Here is a 20,236-nt window from a genome sequence, read left to right on the forward strand (position 1 = left end):
CCCCTGCATAAATAGACGACCCTTGCGTACCCGATGACTGACGACTCGCCTGCAATCGACCAACTGCTGAAAAACCTCGACCACGCCATGCTCGCCGACCGCCACCGGTTGCGCCGGCAGTTGCTGGAGCTGCGCAAGAAGCCCGACGAGGCCAAGCTCGCGCAGTGGGTCGAACGCATGCAGGCGTCCTGCGCCCAGGTGGTGTCGCGGCGAGCCAGCGTGCCGTCGATCCGCTACGATGACAGCCTGCCGATCGCCGCCAAGCGCGACGAGATCAAGGCCGCGCTGCACAAGCACCAGGTGCTGATCATCGCCGGCGAAACCGGCTCGGGTAAGACCACCCAGTTGCCGAAGATCTGCCTGGAAATCGGTCGCGGCCAGCACGGCCTGATCGGCCATACCCAGCCCCGGCGGATCGCTGCGCGCAGTGTGGCCAGCCGGGTCGCCGAAGAGCTGGCCACGCCCTTGGGCGCGCTGGTGGGGTATCAGGTGCGTTTCGAGGACCAGAGCGATTCGAACACCCTGATCAAGCTGATGACCGACGGCATCCTGCTGGCGGAAACCCAGAACGACCGGTTCCTGGAGCGCTACGACACCATCATTGTCGACGAGGCCCACGAACGCAGCCTGAACATCGACTTCCTCCTCGGTTACCTGAAGACCCTGCTGCCGCGACGTCCTGACCTGAAAGTCATCATCACCTCGGCGACCATCGACCTGGAGCGCTTCTCCAAGCACTTCGACGACGCGCCGATCGTCGAGGTTTCCGGGCGCACCTTCCCGGTGGAAACCTGGTATCGCCCGCTGACCCTGGAGCAGGACGAGGAGGGCAACCGGGTCGAGGACGACCTGACGGTGGACCAGGCGATCCTCGCCACCCTCGACGAAATCGCCGCCCATGAGCGCAGCGAACGCCGCAGCCCGGGTGACGTGCTGGTGTTCCTGCCAGGCGAGCGAGAGATTCGCGACGCCGCCGAGATGCTGCGCAAGGCACAGCTCAAACACACCGAAATCCTGCCGCTGTATGCCCGGTTGTCACCGGCCGAGCAGCAGCGCATCTTCCAGTCGCACCCGGGGCGCAGGGTGGTCCTGGCGACCAACGTCGCCGAGACCTCGCTGACCGTGCCGGGCATCCGCTACGTGATCGACAGCGGCACCGCGCGCATCAGCCGCTACAGCTACCGGGCCAAGGTCCAGCGCCTGCCCATCGAGGCGATTTCCCAGGCCAGCGCCAACCAGCGCAAGGGCCGCTGCGGCCGGGTCGAGCCGGGCATCTGCGTGCGCCTGTACAGCGAAGAGGATTTCAACGGCCGGCCGGAGTTCACCGACCCGGAGATCCTGCGCACCAACCTGGCGGCGGTGATCCTGCAGATGCTCCATCTGCGCCTCGGTGAAATCACCGCGTTCCCCTTTATCGAACCGCCGGACGGCAAGGCCATCAGCGACGGTTTCAACCTGCTGCAAGAGCTGTCGGCGGTGGACCGCAACAGCCAGCTGACGCCGCTGGGCCGCCAGCTGGCGCGCCTGCCGGTGGACCCGCGCATGGGCCGCATGCTGCTGGAGGCGGCGAAACTCGGCAGCCTCCAGGAAGTGCTGATCGTCGCCAGCGCCATGTCGATCCAGGACCCCCGCGAGCGGCCGCCGGAGCGCCAGCAGGCCGCCGACCAGGCCCATGCGCAATGGAAGGACGCGGACTCGGATTTCGCCGGGCTGGTCAATCTGTGGCGCGGTTTCGAAGAGCAACGCCAGGCCCTGAGCGCCAGCCCGTTGCGCAACTGGTGCCGCAAGAATTTCCTCAACTACCTGCGCCTGCGGGAGTGGCGCGATGCCCATCGCCAACTGAGCCTGATCTGCCGCGACCTGCAGCTGAGCTTGAACAAGGAACCGGCCGACTATCCCAAATTGCACAAGGCGGTGCTGGTCGGCCTGCTGAGCCAGATCGGCCAGAAGACCGAGGACGGCGACTACCTCGGCGCCCGTCAGCGGCGCTTCTGGGTGCACCCGTCCTCGGGCTTGGGCAAGAAACGCCCGCAGTGGCTGATGACCGCCGAGCTGGTGGAAACCACCAAGCTCTATGCGCGCATGGTGGCCAAGATCGAGCCGGACTGGATCGAGCCGCTGGCCGGACACCTGATCAAGAAGAACCACTTCGAACCCCATTGGGAGAAGAAGCGCGGGCAGGTGGTGGCCTATGAGCAGATCACCCTGTTCGGCCTGATCGTGGTCGGCCGGCGCCCGGTGCACTACGGCCCGGTGGACCCGGTGGTGTCGCGGGAGCTGTTTATCCGCGAGGGCCTGGTGCGCGGTGAGATCCAGTCCAAGGCCAAGTGCCTGAGCGCCAATACCCGTCTGCTCGAGCAGCTCGACGAACTGGAAGCCAAGGCCCGGCGGCGCGACATCCTCGCCGACGAGGAAACCCTGTTCGCCTTCTACGACGCGCGCCTGCCGGCGGAGATCCACCAGACCGCAACCTTCGACAGCTGGTACCGGATCAACAGCCAGAAGAACCCGCAGCTGCTGATCATGCGCGAGGAAGACGTGCTGGCCCGGGAGGCCAGCGAAGTCACCGCCCTGCAGTATCCGGACACCCTGCACATCGGCGATCTGGAGTTGGCCCTGAGTTATCACTTCGAGCCCAACCATCCCCGGGACGGCGTGACCCTGCGGGTGCCGGCGCCGTTGCTGCCGGCCTTGCCCGCCGAGCGCCTGGAGTGGCTGGTGCCGGGGCTGGTGGAAGCCAAGTGCATCGCCCTGGTGCGCAACCTGCCCAAGGCCCTGCGCAAGAACTTCGTGCCGGTGCCGGACTTCGTCAAGGCGGCCCTGGCGCGCATCGATTTCGCCCAGGGCTCGCTGCCCCAGGCCCTGGGGCGCGAGTTGCTGCGCATGACCGGGGCGCGGGTCAGCGACGAGGCCTGGGCCGAGTCGGCGCAGCAGGTGGAAAGCCACCTGCGGATGAACCTGGAAATCGTCGACGCCCAGGGCAAGTTCCTCGGCGAAGGCCGCGACCTGGCCGAACTGACTGCGCGTTTTGCGCAAGCCAGCCAGGCCGCGCTGGCGGTGCCGCAAACCGCGAAAAGCCAGCAGCCGGTGGAAGCCAAGGTGTTTGCCGCGGTGGCAGAGAAGACCCAGCAGAAGATCGCCGGGCTGTCGATGACGGTGTACCCGGCCTTGGTGGAAGAAGCCGGGACGGTCAAGGAAGGGCGTTTCTCGACGCCGGCCGAAGCCGAGTTCCAGCATCGCCGGGCCTTGCAGCGCCTGCTGCTGCAACAGCTGGCCGAGCCGGCGAAGTTCCTGCGCAACAAGCTGCCGGGGCTGACCGAGCTGGGCCTGCTGTACCGCGAGCTGGGGCGTGTCGATGCCCTGGTGGAAGACATTCTGCTGGCCAGCCTCGACAGCTGCGTGCTGGAAGGCGAAGACAGCCTGCCGCGGGACGGCGCCGGCCTGGCCTCGCTGGCCGAACGCAAGCGGGGCAACTGGACCGAGCACGCCGAACGCCTGGCCCGGCTGGCCCTGGACATCCTCAAGCTGTGGCACGGCCTGCAAAAGCGTTTCAAGGGCAAGATCGACCTGGCCCAGGCGGTGGCGCTGAACGACATCAAGTCGCAGCTCGGCTACCTGGTGTACCCGGGCTTCGTCCGCGAAACCCCGGGGCAATGGCTCAAGGAACTGCCGCGCTATCTCAAGGCCGTCGAACTGCGTTTCGAGAAGCTCGGCGCCCAGGTGCAGAAGGACCGGGTCTGGAGCACGGAGCTGGGCGGCCTGTGGAACCAGTACCAGGCGCGGGCGAGCAAACACGCCCAGGAAGGCAAGCGCGACCCGCAGCTGGAGCTGTACCGCTGGTGGCTGGAGGAATACCGGGTATCGCTGTTCGCCCAGCAACTGGGCACCAAGGCGCCGATTTCCGATAAGCGCCTGAACAAGCAGTGGAGCCAGGTGGAAGCCTGACGCGACCTGTAGCCGCTGCCGCAGGCTGCGATAGGCCCCGCAGGGGCCTCGAGGTCCTCAAGAGCGCGACCGCTTCGCGCTCGATCGCAGGCTGCGCCAGCGGCTACAGGATCGGTGGCGATGGGGGCGATTGAGCGTGCCAATGGGGCCAAACGCCCGTGTTTATGGCAAACTTCGCCGTCATAAATGCCGGCCCCGCGGTTTTGAGCCTTCGCCGCCCGGGCAACGTGGAATAAAGCGCTACCAGGTCCGATTCCGCTCGTCGGGATAGACCCTTTACGGTTTGGTACGAAGGTACCAATACCTTCTACCTCATCAGACTAGAGGAACGACCGTGCATAACGTCGTCATCAGCGGGACTGGCCTGTACACCCCGGCCAACAGCATTTCCAACGAAGAGCTGGTGCACTCTTTCAACACCTACGTGCATCAGTTCAACGCCGACAACGCCGCCGCGATCGAGCGTGGCGAGATCCAGGCCCTGACCGAATCCAGCGCGGCCTTCATCGAAAAGGCTTCCGGCATCAAGAGCCGCTTCGTCATGGACAAGGACGGCATCCTCGATCCGCAACGCATGACCCCACGCCTGCCCGAACGCTCCAACGACGAGTGGTCGGTGCTCTGCCAGATGGCCATCGGCGCCGCCGAACAGGCCCTGCAACGCGCCGGCAAGACCGCCGCGGACATCGACGGGGTCATCGTCGCCTGCTCCAACCTGCAGCGCGCCTACCCGGCCATCGCCATCGAAGTCCAGGAAGCCCTGGGCATCGCCGGTTTCGGTTTCGACATGAACGTGGCTTGCTCCTCGGCCACCTTCGGCATCCAGGCCGCCTGCAACAGCGTGCAACTGGGCCAGGCCCGGGCGATCCTGATGGTCAACCCGGAAGTCTGCACCGGCCACCTGAACTTCCGTGACCGCGACAGCCACTTCATCTTCGGCGACGCGGCCACCGCGGTGATCGTCGAGCGGGCGGACCTCGCCACCTCGCCGTACCAGTTCGACATCGTCAGCACCAAGTTGCTGACCAAGTTCTCCAACAACATCCGCAACAACTTCGGCTTCCTCAACCGCGCCGCGGAAGAGGGCATCGGCGCGTCGGACAAACTCTTCGTCCAGGAAGGCCGCAAGGTGTTCCGCGACGTCTGCCCGATGGTGGCGGAACTGATCGCCGAGCACCTGGAGGAGAACCAACTGAACGTCAACGATGTGAAGCGCTTCTGGCTGCACCAGGCCAACCTCAGCATGAACCACCTGATCGTCAAGAAGCTCCTGGGCCGCGAGGCGACCGACGAGGAAGCGCCGGTGATTCTCGACACCTACGCCAACACCAGTTCGGCCGGTTCGGTGATCGCCTTCCACAAGAACCAGGACGACCTGCCGAGCGGTTCGCTGGCGGTGCTCAGCTCCTTCGGCGCCGGTTATTCGATTGGCAGTGTGCTTCTGCGCAAGCGTTGACAGTCTTATGGATCGCGGCCGCCCTGAACGGCTGCGATCCTTGAACCGATAACGAGGGATGAATGTCCGCAGCTGACGACACGCAACTGCTTGAACGCCTGCTGGCCGGCGAGCAACAGGCCTACAAGGAACTGGTCAATACCTACCAGAGCGCCATGCGCGCGGTGGCCTACGCCATTGTCGGCCAGCGTCATGCCGACGAAGTGGTGCAGGATGCCTGGCTGTCGGTGGTGCGCAACCTGTCGGGTTTCCAGGGGCGTTCCAGTCTCAAGACCTGGCTGTTGACCATCACCGCCAACTCGGCCAAGAGCCGCTACAAACAGAACCGCCGGGAAGTCCTGCTGGACGACCTGCCATCCCCCCACGGCACCATCGGCGACGAGCGCTTTTCCCCCGACGACGGTCACTGGCTGGTGGCCCCGTACGCCTGGCATGCCGACACCCCGGAAGCCCTGCTGACCGAAGCCGAACTGCGCGAGTGCCTGGAACACACCTTGCTCAGCCTCTCGGAACTGCAAGGCAGTGTGTTGACCCTGCGCGAACGCCAGGGCCTGGAGCTGGAAGAGATCTGTAATCTTCTGGACATTTCCCTCTCCAATGTCCGGGTGCTGCTGCATCGGGCGCGGCTCAAGATCTTTGCCACGGTGGAGCACTTCGAGGAGACCGGCCAATGCTGACCTGCAAGGAACAAGTGGCACGCTCCAGCGACTATCTCGATGGTCAGCTGAGCTTTCGCCAGCGCCTGATCCAGCGCCATCACCTGTTGTTCTGCCCCAATTGCCGGCGTTTTGTGCGGCAGATGCGGTTGATGCAGGCCACCTTGCGCAAGCTGCCGGAACCCCCGGTGGCTGGTGTCGACGAACTGGCCGCGCGCCTGGCCGCCGAGCGCAATCGCAACGCCTGATTCCCGCCTGACAACGCTCCCTGTGGCCGCTGCCGCTGTCCTCAAGAGCGCGACCGCTTCGCGCTCGATCGCAGGCTTCGCCAGCGGCTACACAGAGCGGGTTTGTATGCTTTTGTAGCCGCTGGCGCAGGCTGCGATCGGCCGGTACGGCCGCAGGGCTCTGAAGGGCGCCGAAGGGCCTTCGGTCTTGTCGCCGCCTACACCTCTCTACCCTCGAAATCCCCAGCGCAAGGCTCTGGAGCGGGCTTTTTGGCCTTATTTCATTTCGAAGTAAAAAAGTTCCGCTGTCATCAAATCTTTATATGGCAGCAACTCCCCTGAAATAACCCGCCGCCAAGATTCCCTCCCAACACCAGCGGGCCAGCCCCGCGTGTTTTTTCCAGCGCTACAGACCACCAATTAGGGGAAATCTTCGATGATCCGTAAGCACTTCGCCGGTTTTGCCGCCAGCGCCCTGGCCCTGGCAGTTACCGCCCAGGCTTTCGCTGGCACCGTCACCACCGACGGCGCCGATATCGTAGTCAAGACCAAGGGCGGCCTTGAGGTCGCCACTACCGACAAAGAATTCAGCTTCAAACTCGGTGGCCGCCTGCAAGCCGACTACAGCAAGTTCGACGGCGTGTACACCAAGAACGGCGATTCCGCCGACGCCGCCTACTTCCGTCGTGCCTTCCTCGAACTGTCCGGCGTGCTGTACACCGACTGGGCCTACACCATCAACTACGACTTCTCCCACAACACCGGCGACTCCGATAACGGTTACTTCGACGAAGCGTCCCTGGCCTACAACGGCTTCAAGCCGGTGTCGATCAAGGTCGGCCGCTTCGACCCGGATTTCGGCCTGGAAAAAGCCACCAGCTCCAAGTGGGTCACCGCGCCGGAACGCAACATCGCCTACGACATGATCGACTGGGCCAACACCCACCAGAACGGCATGGGCCTGCAGGCCTCCAGCACCTTCGCCGATTCCTTCTATGCCTCGGCCGGCGTGTTCAGCAAGGACACCGACGACACCGACGGCGACAGTGTCAAGCAGGTCAACGGGCGCTTTGTTTTCGCGCCGCTGCACGATGCCGGCAACGTCCTGCACTTCGGTGTGAACGTGGCTTCGCGCGACGTCTCCGACACCGCGTTCGACTCCCGCTACCGCACCCGCATGGGCATGCGCGGCGTCGAGACCCTGGGCGGCAACGATGCCGGCACCAACGGCAACCGTCCGGTGCTGGGCGGCAGCTCGACCTCGCCGGCCGGTTCCTACGACCGCGACACCGCGCTGGGCCTGGAAGCCGCGTTCGCCATGGGCCCGGCCTCGATCCAGGGCGAATACATCACCCGCAAGACCAAGGCTGACTCGAACGCCTTCGAAGACATCAAGGGCCACGGTTTCTACGTGCAGGGCGCTTACACCCTGACCGGCGAAGCCCGCGGCTATAAAGTCGGCAAGTTCGACGCCATCAAGCCGGCCAACAAGGCCTTCGGCGCCTGGGAAGTGTTCTACCGCTACGACAGCATGACCGTCGAAGACGACAACATCACCACCGCCAGCCTGACCCGCGACGTCGGCGATGCCGAGGTCAAGGTGCACAACCTGGGTGTGAACTGGTACGCCAACGAAGCGGTGAAAATCTCCGCCACCTACGTCAAGGCCAAGACCGACAAAGTCACCAACGCCACAGCCGCCAGCGGCAGCACCCCGGCCAAGCGTACCGGCGACGACGACGGCGACGGCTTCATCGTCCGCGCCCAGTACGTGTTCTGATCTTGCTGCAACCGCGTTAAAGAGCTCTTACTCATCCGTTAAAGCTCCTTTCGTTTCAGCCCCGCTTCGGCGGGGCTTTTTTTTGCCTGCATCAACGCCAGACCGGCAGCAAGTCAAAGCTGAACAACAGGTGGGCCAGGGCGTTGGCCAGGCCGAACAGCAGCACCAGGACGATCATCGGCGTGCCGCCCCAGACCCGGTACAGCGGGCTGGCGAAGCGTTTGCGCGAGGCATGGGCGAGCAGGGCCGGGGTGATCACCGCCCACACGGTGGCGGCGAGGCCGGCGAAGCCGATGGCGAGGATGAAGCCCTCCGGCCAGATCAGCGCGCAGAGGCTGGGCGGGACGAAGGTGGCCAGCGCGCTTTTCAGGCGTCCGCCCGGGCTGTCGTCGAAGCCCAGGGCGTCGGCCAGGTAGTCGAACAGCCCGAGGGTGACGCCGAGGAACGAACAGGCCACGGCGAAGTTGGAGAACAGGGTCAGCAGCAGATCGACCCGGGCGCTGTCGAGCATGCTGCCCAGGGCGCTGATCAGCACATCGATGGTGCCGCCCTGGCGGGCGATTTCCTTGAACTGCTCGCGGGGCAGGGTGCCCATGGTGCAGAGCATCCACACCGTGTACAGGACTAGGGCGATCAGGGTGCCGATCAGCAGGCAGTCGCGGATGCGTCGCGGGTCCTTGCCGTAGTGTTTCACCAGGCTCGGCACGTTGCCGTGGAAGCCGAAGGAGGTCAGGCAGAACGGCAGGGTCATGAACAGGTAGGGCAGGTAGTCCGGCTGCGGGTTGCCGCGATCGAGCAAAATCTGCGGTTGCACCTCGCCCAGCAGGCCGCCGAAGGTGAGGAAGAAGGCGAGGATCTTGGCGCCGAATACCAGGCTGGTGATCCGGCTGACCGCCGCGGTGCTGAGCCACACCACCAGGGCCACTGCCAGGGCGAACGCCAGGCCGCCGTCCCGGGAGGAAATCTCCAGGCCCAGGCTGTGGGCGGTGTGGCGAATCACCGAGCCGCTGGCGGAGATATAGGCGTAGGTCAGGATGTACAGGACGAACACCAGGGTGGCGCCGTTGAACAGGCTCCAGCGCCGGCCGAGCAGGTCGCGGGTGAGGGTCGAGAAGCTCGCCCCCGGCCGGTAGTTGAGGTTGGCTTCGAGAATCATCAGCCCCGAGTGCAGGGTGCAGAACCAGGACAGCACCAGCACCGCCAGGGAGCCCTGGAACCACAGGCCCGACATCATCACCGGCAGCGAGAACATGCCCGCCCCGACAATGGTGCCGCCGATGATCATGGCGCCGCCGAGGACCGAGGGCCGGCGCTCGGCGGCCGTGCAATGGCTGGGCGAAGGGGATGAAGCGATGGATGTACCGCGCATGGCAGGGCCTGCAATGAAAATTGTTATTGGAGGGGATCGAGGGCGCGCCACGGGCGGCGGGGCACCGGCAGACCGGCCCGCGCCCCCCGGGCGGCGGTTCAGCGCAGGGCCAGCAGGCGGCTCAGTTGCTGGGCCATTTGCAGCAGCTTGTGGTCCTGGCCGGGCAGGGCATCGAACGACAACCCCACCGGCAGGCTGCCCGGGGCGGCTACCGGCACGCTGACACTGGGCGCCGCCAGGTTGCTGGCCGGGTCGGTGTTGCGCACGAAACGCTCGAAATGCTCCTGGGCCTCGCAGTCGCGGAGCAGCGGCGCGGTGCAACTGACGGTCGGGTAGGCGATCAGGTCGAGCTGGTGCTGTTGGAACAGCCCGGCGTATTCGCGGTCAAGGCGCAGTTTGCTCATCAAGGCCTGCACATAGTCTTCGTAGGAAATGGCCGGGCTTTCCAGCTGCGCCATAAGGGTTTTCTTGATTTGCGGGTCACGGATCGCCCCGAGGATCTCGAGGAAGCGCTCGCCCTGGCCGGCACTCAGCAGGAACCGCGGGAAATCGATGAAGAACTCGAAGATCGGCAGCGGGAACTGGATGCTTTCGTTGAGCTCGCCGAGCGCTGCGTCGTCCACCGGCACCAGTTCCACGCCCTGGTCGGCCAGGCAATCGATTGCCGCACGGCAGTCGCGGTGCACCTGAGGGTCCAGGTCGGACCAGAAAAACTGCTGGGGAATACCGACGCGCAGGCGCCGGGGTTCCAGCGGTTCGGCCGGGGGCGCGTCCGTCAGCTGCCGATGCACGAACAAGGCGTCCTCCAGGCTGCGGGTCAGCAGGCCCGGCGAGTCCTTGGTCTGGGACACCGGGACGATGCCGTCGCCGGGGTAGACGCCGGTGCTCGGGCGGAACCCCACCACGCCGCAGAAGGCCGCGGGGATGCGCACCGAACCGCCGGTGTCGGTGCCCACCGCGCAGGGCACCAGGCCGGCGGCCACCGCCGCGGCACAACCGCCGCTGCTGCCGCCGGCGCTGTGTTGCAGGTGGCGCGGGTTGACCACCGCGCCGTGGGTCAGATTGGCCGAGGTCACGCCGAACGACAGCTCGTGCATGTTGTTCTTGCCGGCGACCCGTGCCCCCAGCGCCTTGAAGCGCCGGACGATGCCGGCGTCCGTGGCCGGGCGGTAGTCGGCCAGGCCCGGGGTGCCGGCGGTGGTCGGCAGGCCGCTGGCATTGATGTTGTCCTTGAACGAAACCGGGATGCCGTAGAGCGGCGCCTGGCGCTGTTCCGGGGTGCCGGTGTCGCCGCTGAACGCCTGCGGCGCGAAGCTGATGAAGCTGTTCAGGTGCCCGGCGTCGGCGTAGAGGTCGAGCAGCGCGCGGTGCCAGGAGTCCAGGCAGAGATTGCCCTGGCGAAACCCGGCGGCGAGCGCTTCGATCGAAAGCTGGCTGTACATGAAAAAGTCTCAACGAAAGTCGGTGAAAGCGCCGGTCAGCAATAGTTGAAGTGCGATTGCAGATCGACCAGCGGGTTGCCTTCCAGCAGTTCGCCGCCGAGGCTGGCGATCACCGCGCAGGCGCCGTTCAGGGCCGTCTGCACCGCGCCTTCGGCCCAGCCGCCGGTGAACGAACTGCCGCAGCCGGCCAGGTACAGGCCGCTGTCCTGCTGTGGGTCGAGGGCGGTCTTGAACTGGTAGAACAGGCGCTGGGAATACAGGTCGTCGCCGGGGAAGTTCAGCTTGAAGGCGCCCAGGGCCTGCTTGTCGGTGAGCCAGTCGTACTCCAGCACGTAGCGCTGGTAGTCGCCGTCCAGCGGCACCAGGTGGCGGGCGAACTCCGGCGCGCTCATCGCCAGCTCGTCCACCAGGCGCTTGCAGCGCTGGACCTTGTCGGTCAGCGACACCATCTTGTGCGAGTCGTCTTCCCAGGTGTAGCTGATCAGCACCACGCCCCAGGAGTCCGGATCCTGCGGGGCGTAGTCCAGGCAGTAGACGCCCTTGACCAGGGTGTCGGTCTGGATGTTCTGCGCCAGGCCGTGTTTGAGCCAGAACTTGTCCCGGGTCAGGATGAACAGCTTGGACGAGCCGACCATGTGGGTTTCGTTGATGGCGCGGGCCACGTCGCGGCTGACGAACTGCTCGGCCTGGGTCAGGCGCATGTTCACTTGCAGGGCGCGGGTGGTGGCGGTGGTGATGACCCGGTCGCAGCCGTAGGTTTCACCGTTGCAGCCTTGCAGCAGGATCTGCCCGTCGGCGTCCTTGCTGATGGATTCGATGCGGGTGCGGCAGATCCGGTCGCGCAGGGCGATGCCATGGAATTCCACGTCGGCGATCCGCTCCGACAGGGTGGAAATGCCGTTGGGCACCAGGCGCTGGTTGACCTCGAAGGCGTTGATCACCAGCCGCAGGATCTCAGTGAACGAGGCCCGGTACACCGACTGGAAGCCCCCCGAACCGATGCCCAGGGAGCCGAACAGGTGGAAGTCTTCCGGCTTGCGCCAGCGCTTGCCCCCCGGCGGGTTCTTCGAGGTGAAGATCTGCACCATGGCCGAGTAGAAGGAGTGATCGCCAAAGCAGTCCAGGTAGCGTTGCCATTCCGGCTGCACCTCTTCGTACTGCTGCTTTTCCAGCAGATCGGTGAGCAGCAGCGGCGGCGCCAGGAAGGTGCCGTCGTCCAGGCGCACGCCTTCCTTGAGAAAGGCATTCCAGCCGCGGTGCACGGTGTTGAAGATCGGCGGCGGGTTTTCCCCGGCCGGCCAGTGGTGGGTTTCGCCGCGGTAGTGGATTTCGGTGTCGACCACCCCCGGGTCGGGGAAGGCCTCGGTGGTGCCGATGCCGAACCGGTCCAGGTAATGGAACAGGCCGACTTCGCTCGGCGGGAAGCGCATGGCGCCCATCTCGGCGATGAACTGCGGCTGGCGCTCGTCGAAGCACTGGGTCAGGAAGCGCCCGCCGAGGTGGTCTTTCGAGGCTTCGAACAGGGTGATGCGGGTGGCCCCGGCGCGCAGCAGTTCATAGGCCGCGATCAGGCCGCTGAGGCCGGCGCCGACGATGCCGATGTGCTTGTCGGCGATGGCCGGCGGCAGGTGGCCGATGGCCTGGGTGGCCCGGCGCAGGAATTGTCCATAGTCGTACAGCAGGTCGATGTTGGGGAACGAACGGGTGCCTTGGGAGGCTTGGGAACCGGAATGCAGGGAGTTCACAGGTGACAATCTCGGAAATCAGATAATGAGCTGCAGGCTTTCGAATGCGCGGGACGGGTTGAGCAGGAGGACTTTCTTGCGCTGGATTTTCCACTGGCCGGCGTGGCACAGCAGTTGGTGTTCCACCGTCACCGGGTAATGCCACTCGCTGTCGCCACGGGCTTCGCAGTACAGCATGGGGGTCAGGCAACGGGCGCTCAGGCCGTCCGGGTCGAGGTCGATCGCCGGTCGCTGGGCAATGTGCAGGCTGCGGCTCTTGGGCTGCTGCGAGAAATTGCGGGCACTGGCCAGGCGGTTGATGCGCAGGGTGGTGAGGAAGCGGTCCTCATACAGCAGGGAGGATTCGCGCAGCGGGCAGGGCTGGTCGTGGCGCAGTGGAATCCAGTAGTGGAAGTCGTCGCACAGCAGTTGTTGCCAGGCGGCGAAATCCTGTTGGTCGAGGAGCGCGATCTCTTGGTAGATCAGCTGTTCGAGGGGCGAATTATCCATGGGCGGTCGATCCGTCGTGGGCCTGCATCAGGTGCTGCCAGGTGTTGTAGAAGTTGCGCATCGCCCGTTCGCTGGTGCCGGACACCACCTGGGTCTGGTCATGGGATTCTCCCGGTTCGAACAGACGGGCGACGTTCACCCAGTCGTTGGCCTGGCTGCGCAGCCCGTCCATGGCCCGTTCGTACATCTCCACGTCGTCGTGGGCGACCATCGAGCACGGTGAGTTGATCAGGTTGTTGTACTGCACAGTTCTTTCCAGCAGCTGCACCGGCGCGCCCACCAGCTCGAAGATCCACGACTCGACCACGGTTTCGCTGGCCGAGACCGGGCGGATCACCCGCAGGGTCTGGATCGGTCCCTTGACCATCAGGTTGGGGAAATACACGGTGTTGTGCCGGGTGTCGTCGAGGATCGCGGCGGCCTGGGTTTCGCCGTAGCTCTCGACCATCAGTTCCCAGTAGCCGGGAATGCTGGAGTAGGCCTTGTGGATCGAGTTGCTGACGCCGGTGTGGCCATGGCCGTTGGGCCAGGTGCGGATACCCATGGCGCTGAAGAACTCGTAGGAGGCCATGAACGGCGAGAACAGCTCGACCGCCATCGGCGGCGGGCCGTCGTGCCCGGTTTCCTGCCACAGGCGGATGGCTTCGCCGGCCGAGGATTCATGGGCGACCATCGGGTGGCAGGTGTCGGTCTGGTTGTCGACGACCATCTTCCAGTTGCAGCGATGGCGGTGCAGCAGCGGCTGGCCGATGGCGCGCAATTGCCCCTGGGGCGAGCGCATGACCATGTTGTCCAGGGTCGACAGCGAATCGCCGAAGAACTCGCTGAAGCCGATGCCTTGCTCCTTGAGGCGCACGAACACGAAGCCCCGGTAATTCTCCACCGCGGCCACCGGCTGCATACCCTTGTGCGCGGCGCAGCTGCTCAAGTCGCAGTCGTCGTATTCCTTTTTCACCGGGATGCCCAGCAACTGGCCGTCGGTCTTGAAGGTCCAGGCGTGGTAGGGGCAGCGGATGAAACGCCCGACGTTGCCTTGTAGTTCGGCCAGGACTTTCACGCCCTTGTGCGGGCAGCGGTTGTGCAGCACGACGATCTCGCCGTTCTTCTGCCGGACCATGGCCAGCGGCTGGCCGGCGATGTCGCCGGTGAAGAAGTCGCCGGTCTCGGGAATCAGGCTTTCATGGCCCAGGTAGCACCAGCTGGCGGCGAAGACCTGGTGTTGTTCTCGCTCGAAGAGCGACGGATCAAGGAACAGCGAGCGGTGCACTTCCTTGCCGTTGAAGTAGTTGTCCAACGAGGTTCTCTCTTTAGATGACCAGTTTCAGGCTTGGGCTTTTGGCCCGGGATACGCAGGGGTAGATCTTGTTGCTGCAGGCGGCCTGTTGCGGGCTCATGATGAAGTCGCGGTGCTCGACTTCGCCTTCCAGCACTTCCAGCTCACACACCCCGCATTCGCCGCGGCGGCAGTCGTAGAGCGGTTCCAGGCCGGCTTCTTCGAGGGCGTCGAGCAGCGACTGGTCGGGACGCACCTGGAACTCGATGCCGGAGTCGGTGGCCTGCACGGCAAAGCCCGCCTCGTCCTCGGCCAGGGTGGTGTTGAAGATTTCGAAATGGATGCGCTCGCGGGGAAAGCCCTGGGCCTGGGCATGGCTGAACACGTCGTTGAGCATCGCCTGCGGGCCGCACACGTACAGGCGGTCCCGGGGCTGCAACTGGCCGAGCACCGTGGCCACCGACGGTCGTCCTGCGGCCGAGTCGGAGCAGTGCAGGCTCAGGTCGTCCTGCAACAGCTCGCGCAGCTCGGTGGCGTAGGCGGCATCGCCCGCGCTCTTGGCGAAGTAGTGCAGCCGGGCCGGGCGCTGGCGGCCGCGCAACTGGCCGAGGATGCCGGTCAGGGGCGTGATGCCGATGCCGCCGGCGAGGGCGATGTCGGCGCCGTCGCTGTCGTCCAGGCAGTAGTCGAAGGCATGGAACGGACCGTCGAGCCGCACCTGATCGCCTGCCTGCAACTGACGGATGTAGGCGCTGCTGGCCGAGTCGGGATGCAGGCGGATGGCGAACGCCAGGCTGCCCGGGGGCAGGTCATGTCCGGCCAGTTCGACCCGGGAGTAGTGGCGCCATTGTTCGAGTTCGGGCATCCACCATTTGAAGTGGGCCCCCGCGGTTTCGCAGGGGGCGAGCGCGGGTTGGGTGAGAGGCGCCAGGACGATTTCCTTGATGCTCGGCGCGAGCATCTGGCACTGGGTGATCTGGTAATTCATCGGTGGCTCGCTGTCAGCTTAACGGTGTTTCGTGCAGGTACAGCCACTGGGCCGAGTGTTCGTGGATGCGGATCACCACCACCGAGAGGCGCGACGTTTCCTTGTGGTCCAGGCGGTGGGTTTCCTTGTAGCGGATCGCCGCGCTGTGGCCTTCGTGCCATACGATGTGCAGGTCGCTGACGAGGATTTCCAGGCCGGGGCGGGCACCGACGGCGCCGCGGAACATCTGCTCGACCTGCTCCCGGCTGACGATGGCGCCCGCCGTGGTGACCATGCTGAAGTGCTCGGCGAACGCCGGCAGCAGGCGCTCGACGGCGGCGGCACCCTGGCCGTCCTGGTTGGTGAAGACGGCATGGATCAGGTCGTGGACCGCATGGATGCTGTGTTTGGCCTGTTCAACGATTGTGTTGTGCATGACATTCCTTTTGTGTGGTCAGGTTGCTCATCTGCAACAGGGGTAACAGACCCATCACCGCGGCGATGACGAAGGTCAGGTGATAGGCCTGGGTGGACGCCAGGTGGGCGAGCAGCAGGTTGTAGATCATCAGGAACAGCGCGGCGCCGATGCTGAAGGACATCTGCCGGTTGATGTTCCAGATCACGCTGCCCTTGTGGGTATCGGCACCCTCGAAGTCCATCAGCGACGTGGTTTGCGCAGTGTTGGCACCGATGCCGCCACCGATGCCCATCAGGCAGTAGGCGATGACGATCACCGGCAGGTCGGCGGCGCTGTCCACCAGGTACAGGGTGGCGATGCCGGCGCTGTGCAGCAGCATGCCGAGGGTGAACAGGCGCCGGGCGCCGAGGCGGTTGTAGACCCGGCCGCAGACCAGCATGGCGATGAAGGCGCCGCTGGCGTAGAGGATCATGAACATGCCGGTCAGCCTGGCGCTGAAGTGCAGGCTGTTCTGCAGGAAGAAGATGCTCAGCAGGTTGACCCCGGTGAACACCCCGGGAATCGCGTAGTAGATGAAGATCGAGGTGCTGAGTTTCTTGCTCTTGAGCAGGCTGAGTTCGACGATGGCGTGGTCGCAGCGGCGGTAGTGCAGGACATACAGCCCCACGCAGAACAGGCCGGTGAACAGGCAGCTCAGGGCGGCCAGCGGCGGGTAGTCGCCGCCGTACAGCGACATGCCCATCAGCAGGCAGCCCAGGGCCGCGCTGACCAGCAACAAACCCTTGATGTCCGGCCGCGGCAGGGCGGTGGGCCGGGCTTCCTCGATCCACAGCCAGGACAGGCCGGCGGCGATCAGCGAGAACGGAATATTGCTGTGGAACACCCAGCGCCAGGAGCTGCTGTCCACGATCGCACCGCCGATGGTGGGGGAAATGGCCGGGGCGATCAGGGCGACGGCCATCACCAGGGTGGAGACTTTTGCCCGCTGCGAGCCCTGGAACAGATTGAAGGTCAGGGCCTGGCCCACCGGGATCAGCAGGCCGCCGCCAATGCCCTGGACGAAGCGCCAGAACACCAGTTCGGGGAAGCTGTGGGCCATCCCGCACATCCAGACGGCGGCGCTGAAGACCAGCATCGAGGCGGTGAGGGTCTCGCGGCTGCCAAAGCGCCCGGCCAGCCAGGTACTCACCGGAATGATCAGGGTCAGGCCGAGAATGTAGGCATTGGCCACCCAGGCCACGGACGAAGTCGTTACTTGCATCTCATGGGCAATGCTCGGTAAAGCCACCGCCGACATGAATATGTTTATGCAGTCGATAAAGAATCCGATGAGGAATATAAGAGCCACTTTGTAGCGATAAGTCATATGATCTCCCTTTTGCGGCGGGATCATAGGAGCGATAGACCGAGAGTGTCGATACGCCTATACTTGAAACAATGTTTGATGGAATTTGACAGTGAGTTGAAACATGCACACGCATCTGAATCGAGTCCAGACATTCCTGGCAGTCGTGGACTTCGGTTCCTATACCAAGGCGGCCAACTACCTGTGCATCAGCAAAGCCATGGCCAGCCTACATGTCAAGGCGCTCGAGGAAGTTTTGTCGGCGACCCTGTTGATCCGCAATACCCGAAATATATCCCTGACGGAAATAGGCCAGGACTTCTATAACGAGTTCAAGGGCATTGTCGCGGATATCGACAATGCCTTCGAGAATGTCCTGCATGGGCATAACCGTATCTCTGGAAAGTTGCGCTTCAGTTCAACTAGTGAGTATGGCGAGCGCTATATACTGCCGATCATCTCCAGGTTCACCGAGCGCTATCCGGAGATCCGTATTAGTTATAACTTCAACTCTTCGTTGAATGATCTTGTGGCGGAGAAACTCGATCTGGTGATTCGCCTGGGCAACCTCGCCGACTCGGCGTTCAAGAGCCGCAAGTTGGCCGACTACGACATTGTCCTGGTGGCCAGCCCGCAGTTCCTGGAGCACCATCCGGTGGACGAGCCCCAGGACCTGAACAGCGTACCGTGGATCGCCAACAGCAACCTGCAGGGGCCGACCCAATGGACCCTGAGCCACCCGCAACAGGGCCAGGTCGAAGTCAACGGGCCCACTCACTTCGAATCCAATTCCTCGACCGCCATTCGCGCCATGACCCTGTCGGCCCTGGGGGTGTCGGTGTTGCCCGGCTGGGTGGTGGAGGATGACCTCGCCAGCGGCCGGTTGGTACGCCTGCTGCCCGAATACTGCTTGCCGTCGCAGTCGGTGAACGTGGTGTTCCCCAACAGTTCGCACTTGCCGCACAAGTCGCGGGCGTTCATCGACTTCCTCTTGCTGCACCTGGGGCAGTGATCGGCGATACTCGGCGCGTTCGTGGCATCACTCGTGGGGAACCCAATGCCGTTGCAATCCTTGCCCAGCCTGTCCGCCGTCGATCCGCAGCAATGGGACGGCCTGCTCAGTGACGGCCAGCCGTTTCTGCGCCATGCCTTTCTCAGCACGCTGGAAGACAGCGGCAGCCTCGGCCCGCGTTCCGGCTGGCAGGCCGAGCACCTGTTGCAGGTGCAGGACGGGCGGCTGATCGCGGCGCTCCCCAGCTACCGCAAGTGGCATTCCTACGGCGAGTACGTGTTCGACCATGGCTGGGCCGAGGCCTGCGAGCGGGCCGGCATCGAGTATTACCCCAAGCTGCTGACCGCCGTGCCTTTCAGCCCGGTCGGTGGCGCGCGGCTGCTGGCGGCGAGCCTGGAGGACGGCCAGGAACTGCTGCAGAGCCTGCCCGGTTACCTGGAGAGCGAAGGGCTGTCCAGCGCCCATATCAACTTCACCGACGCCTTTGCCGATGCCGCCCTGTCCGGGCAAGCCGGCTGGCTGCAACGCCTGGGCTGCCAGTTCCATTGGCAGAACCGGGGATACCGGGACTTCCAGGACTTTCTCGACACCTTGAGTTCGCGCAAGCGCAAACAGATGCGCAAGGAGCGCGAGCAGGTGGCGGGGCAGGGCATCGAATTCGAGTGGCTCGAAGGCCGGCAACTGAGCGAGGCGCAGTGGGATTTCGTCTACGCCTGTTATGCCAACACCTATGCGGTGCGACGCCAGTCGCCGTACCTGACCCGGGACTTTTTCAGCCTGCTGGCCGAGCGCATGCCCGAGGCGATCCGGGTGGTGCTGGCCAAGCAGCACACCAGGCCGGTGGCCATGGCCTTCAGCCTGATCGGCGGCGACAGTTTCTATGGTCGCTACTGGGGTTGCCTGGCGGAGTTCGATCGCCTGCATTTCGAAACCTGTTTCTACCAGGGCATGGACTACGCCATCGCCCAGGGCGTGCAGCGCTTCGATGCCGGGGCCCAGGGCGAGCACAAGCTGATTCGCGGTTTCGAGCCGGTGATTACCCGTTCCTGGCACTACCTGCGCCATCCTGGCCTGGCGGCCGCGGTGGCGGAGTTTCTCGAGCGCGAAAGAGTCGGCGTGCTGGCGTACGCCGAAGAGGCGAGGGCCGCGCTGCCGTACCGACAGGCGTGACCCTCGCAGGTGTTATCAACTGTCTTCGCTGCCCAGCCAGCGATAGATCCCGCCGCCGACCACCGCGCCGATAATCGGCGCCACCCAGAACAGCCACAGTTGATGGATCGCCCAGCCACCGACGATCAGCGCCGGCCCGGTGCTGCGCGCCGGGTTGACCGAGGTGTTGGTCACCGGGATCGAGATCAGGTGGATCAGCGTCAGCGCCAGGCCGATGGCGATCGGGGCGAAGCCCGCTGGCGCGCGTTTATCGGTGGCGCCGAGGATGATCACCACGAACATCGCGGTCATCACCAACTCGCTGGCAAACCCCGCCGCCAGCGAATAGCCCCCGGGCGAGTGTTCGCCATAGCCGTTGGAGGCCAGCCCGCCGGCCAGCTCGAAGCCGGGTTTGCCGCTGGCGATGAAGTACAGCAGCGCCGCGGCGATCACCGCGCCCAGCACTTGCGCCACCACATAGGCGGGCAGTTCCTTGGCCGGGAAGCGCCCGCCCACCACGAGGCCGACCGATACCGCGGGGTTGAGATGACAGCCGGAGATATGGCCGATGGCGAAGGCCATCGTCAGCACGGTAAGGCCGAAAGCCAGCGACACCCCCAGCAGGCCGATCCCGACCTGCGGGAACGCGGCCGCCAGTACGGCGCTGCCACAACCACCCAACACCAGCCAGAAGGTACCCAGCAACTCGGTGACTGAACGTTTGAACAGAGACATAAGGAAAAGTCCTTGATAGGTCGACCTATCGATCAGACAAAGCCGTTATACATCCATGCAGCCTGACTACAGGCTCCGCTCCAGAACCTAGGCTGAGTACAGCAGGCCTTTTTTCACAATTCCAGTTCGCGGCCCGCTTGGTTCTCCCGAGCCTGGTGCCCTTGTAGCCGCTGCCGAGCCTGCGAGGCTGCGCTCGGCCGCGTAGCGGTCGTAAAACCGGACAACTCG

16 protein-coding genes are annotated in these 20,236 nt (G+C 64.7%); 7 read left to right on the plus strand and 9 right to left on the minus strand.

Annotated elements, in window-relative coordinates:
* Positions 1-33 precede the first annotated feature (33 nt).
* The 5 genes from hrpA to ACQKQA_RS09705 all read left to right on the plus strand — a co-directional run bounded on the left by hrpA (position 34) and on the right by ACQKQA_RS09705 (position 8,064).
* Positions 34-3,945 (plus strand): ATP-dependent RNA helicase HrpA, encoded by a 3,912-nt coding sequence (gene hrpA / locus ACQKQA_RS09685; protein ID WP_427556058.1) that lies wholly within the window; start codon positions 34-36, stop codon positions 3,943-3,945.
* A 334-nt stretch (positions 3,946-4,279) separates the two neighbouring features.
* The gene (locus ACQKQA_RS09690; RefSeq protein ID WP_427556061.1) at positions 4,280-5,401 is read left to right on the plus strand and encodes a beta-ketoacyl-ACP synthase III; all 1,122 of its coding nucleotides are present in this window, start codon (positions 4,280-4,282) and stop codon (positions 5,399-5,401) included.
* Between the two features lie 62 nt (positions 5,402-5,463).
* Positions 5,464-6,078, plus strand: coding sequence for an RNA polymerase sigma factor (locus ACQKQA_RS09695; RefSeq protein WP_427556064.1), 615 nt, complete (start codon positions 5,464-5,466; stop codon positions 6,076-6,078).
* Positions 6,072-6,305, plus strand: a complete 234-nt coding sequence (locus tag ACQKQA_RS09700; protein WP_427556067.1) for an anti-sigma factor family protein — start codon at positions 6,072-6,074, stop codon at positions 6,303-6,305. The genes ACQKQA_RS09695 and ACQKQA_RS09700 overlap by 7 nt, the downstream gene beginning before the upstream one ends.
* Positions 6,306-6,720: 415 nt before the next feature.
* Positions 6,721-8,064, plus strand: a complete 1,344-nt coding sequence (locus tag ACQKQA_RS09705) for an OprO/OprP family phosphate-selective porin (protein WP_427556069.1) — start codon at positions 6,721-6,723, stop codon at positions 8,062-8,064.
* Positions 8,065-8,155: 91 nt separating this feature from the next.
* On the opposite strand, the gene mtr is transcribed toward ACQKQA_RS09705, so the two are convergent.
* The 8 genes from mtr to ACQKQA_RS09745 all read right to left on the minus strand — a co-directional run bounded on the left by mtr (position 8,156) and on the right by ACQKQA_RS09745 (position 17,133).
* A complete protein-coding gene (gene mtr, locus ACQKQA_RS09710; protein WP_427556071.1) occupies positions 8,156-9,433 on the minus strand; it encodes a tryptophan permease in 1,278 nt (425 codons plus the stop codon).
* 98 nt (positions 9,434-9,531) lie between these two features.
* Positions 9,532-10,875 carry an amidase family protein gene (locus ACQKQA_RS09715; RefSeq protein WP_427556074.1) on the minus strand — a complete coding sequence of 448 codons (1,344 nt, stop codon included), beginning with the start codon at positions 10,873-10,875 and terminating at the stop codon, positions 9,532-9,534.
* A gap of 35 nt (positions 10,876-10,910) precedes the next feature.
* Positions 10,911-12,620, minus strand: coding sequence for an FAD-dependent oxidoreductase (locus tag ACQKQA_RS09720; protein ID WP_427556077.1), 1,710 nt, complete (start codon positions 12,618-12,620; stop codon positions 10,911-10,913).
* Between the two features lie 18 nt (positions 12,621-12,638).
* Positions 12,639-13,109: an aromatic-ring-hydroxylating dioxygenase subunit beta gene (locus ACQKQA_RS09725; RefSeq protein ID WP_427556079.1), complete on the minus strand. Its 471-nt coding sequence runs from the start codon at positions 13,107-13,109 to the stop codon at positions 12,639-12,641.
* Entirely contained in the window at positions 13,102-14,403 is a 1,302-nt protein-coding gene (locus tag ACQKQA_RS09730; protein WP_427556082.1) for a Rieske 2Fe-2S domain-containing protein, read from the minus strand. The genes ACQKQA_RS09725 and ACQKQA_RS09730 overlap by 8 nt, the downstream gene beginning before the upstream one ends.
* Before the next feature lie 13 nt (positions 14,404-14,416).
* A complete protein-coding gene (locus ACQKQA_RS09735) occupies positions 14,417-15,370 on the minus strand; it encodes a flavin reductase family protein (protein ID WP_427556084.1) in 954 nt (317 codons plus the stop codon).
* Positions 15,371-15,383: 13 nt separating this feature from the next.
* Positions 15,384-15,785: a DUF4440 domain-containing protein gene (locus ACQKQA_RS09740; RefSeq protein ID WP_427556087.1), complete on the minus strand. Its 402-nt coding sequence runs from the start codon at positions 15,783-15,785 to the stop codon at positions 15,384-15,386.
* Entirely contained in the window at positions 15,766-17,133 is a 1,368-nt protein-coding gene (locus ACQKQA_RS09745; protein WP_427556089.1) for an MFS transporter, read from the minus strand. The genes ACQKQA_RS09740 and ACQKQA_RS09745 overlap by 20 nt, the downstream gene beginning before the upstream one ends.
* Positions 17,134-17,236: 103 nt before the next feature.
* Between ACQKQA_RS09745 and ACQKQA_RS09750 the strand changes: the two genes are divergently transcribed.
* Both ACQKQA_RS09750 and ACQKQA_RS09755 read left to right on the plus strand, forming a co-directional pair.
* Positions 17,237-18,124, plus strand: a complete 888-nt coding sequence (locus ACQKQA_RS09750; protein WP_427556092.1) for a LysR family transcriptional regulator — start codon at positions 17,237-17,239, stop codon at positions 18,122-18,124.
* A gap of 45 nt (positions 18,125-18,169) precedes the next feature.
* Positions 18,170-19,294, plus strand: a complete 1,125-nt coding sequence (locus ACQKQA_RS09755) for a GNAT family N-acetyltransferase (RefSeq protein ID WP_427556095.1) — start codon at positions 18,170-18,172, stop codon at positions 19,292-19,294.
* A 15-nt stretch (positions 19,295-19,309) separates the two neighbouring features.
* Here the strand turns inward: ACQKQA_RS09755 and aqpZ are convergent, their stop codons facing one another.
* A complete protein-coding gene (aqpZ, locus tag ACQKQA_RS09760) occupies positions 19,310-20,008 on the minus strand; it encodes an aquaporin Z (protein ID WP_427556097.1) in 699 nt (232 codons plus the stop codon).
* Positions 20,009-20,236: the final 228 nt, after the last annotated feature.

This window comes from Pseudomonas sp. NPDC089530 (assembly GCF_050280705.1).
Lineage (GTDB): Bacteria > Pseudomonadota > Gammaproteobacteria > Pseudomonadales > Pseudomonadaceae > Aquipseudomonas.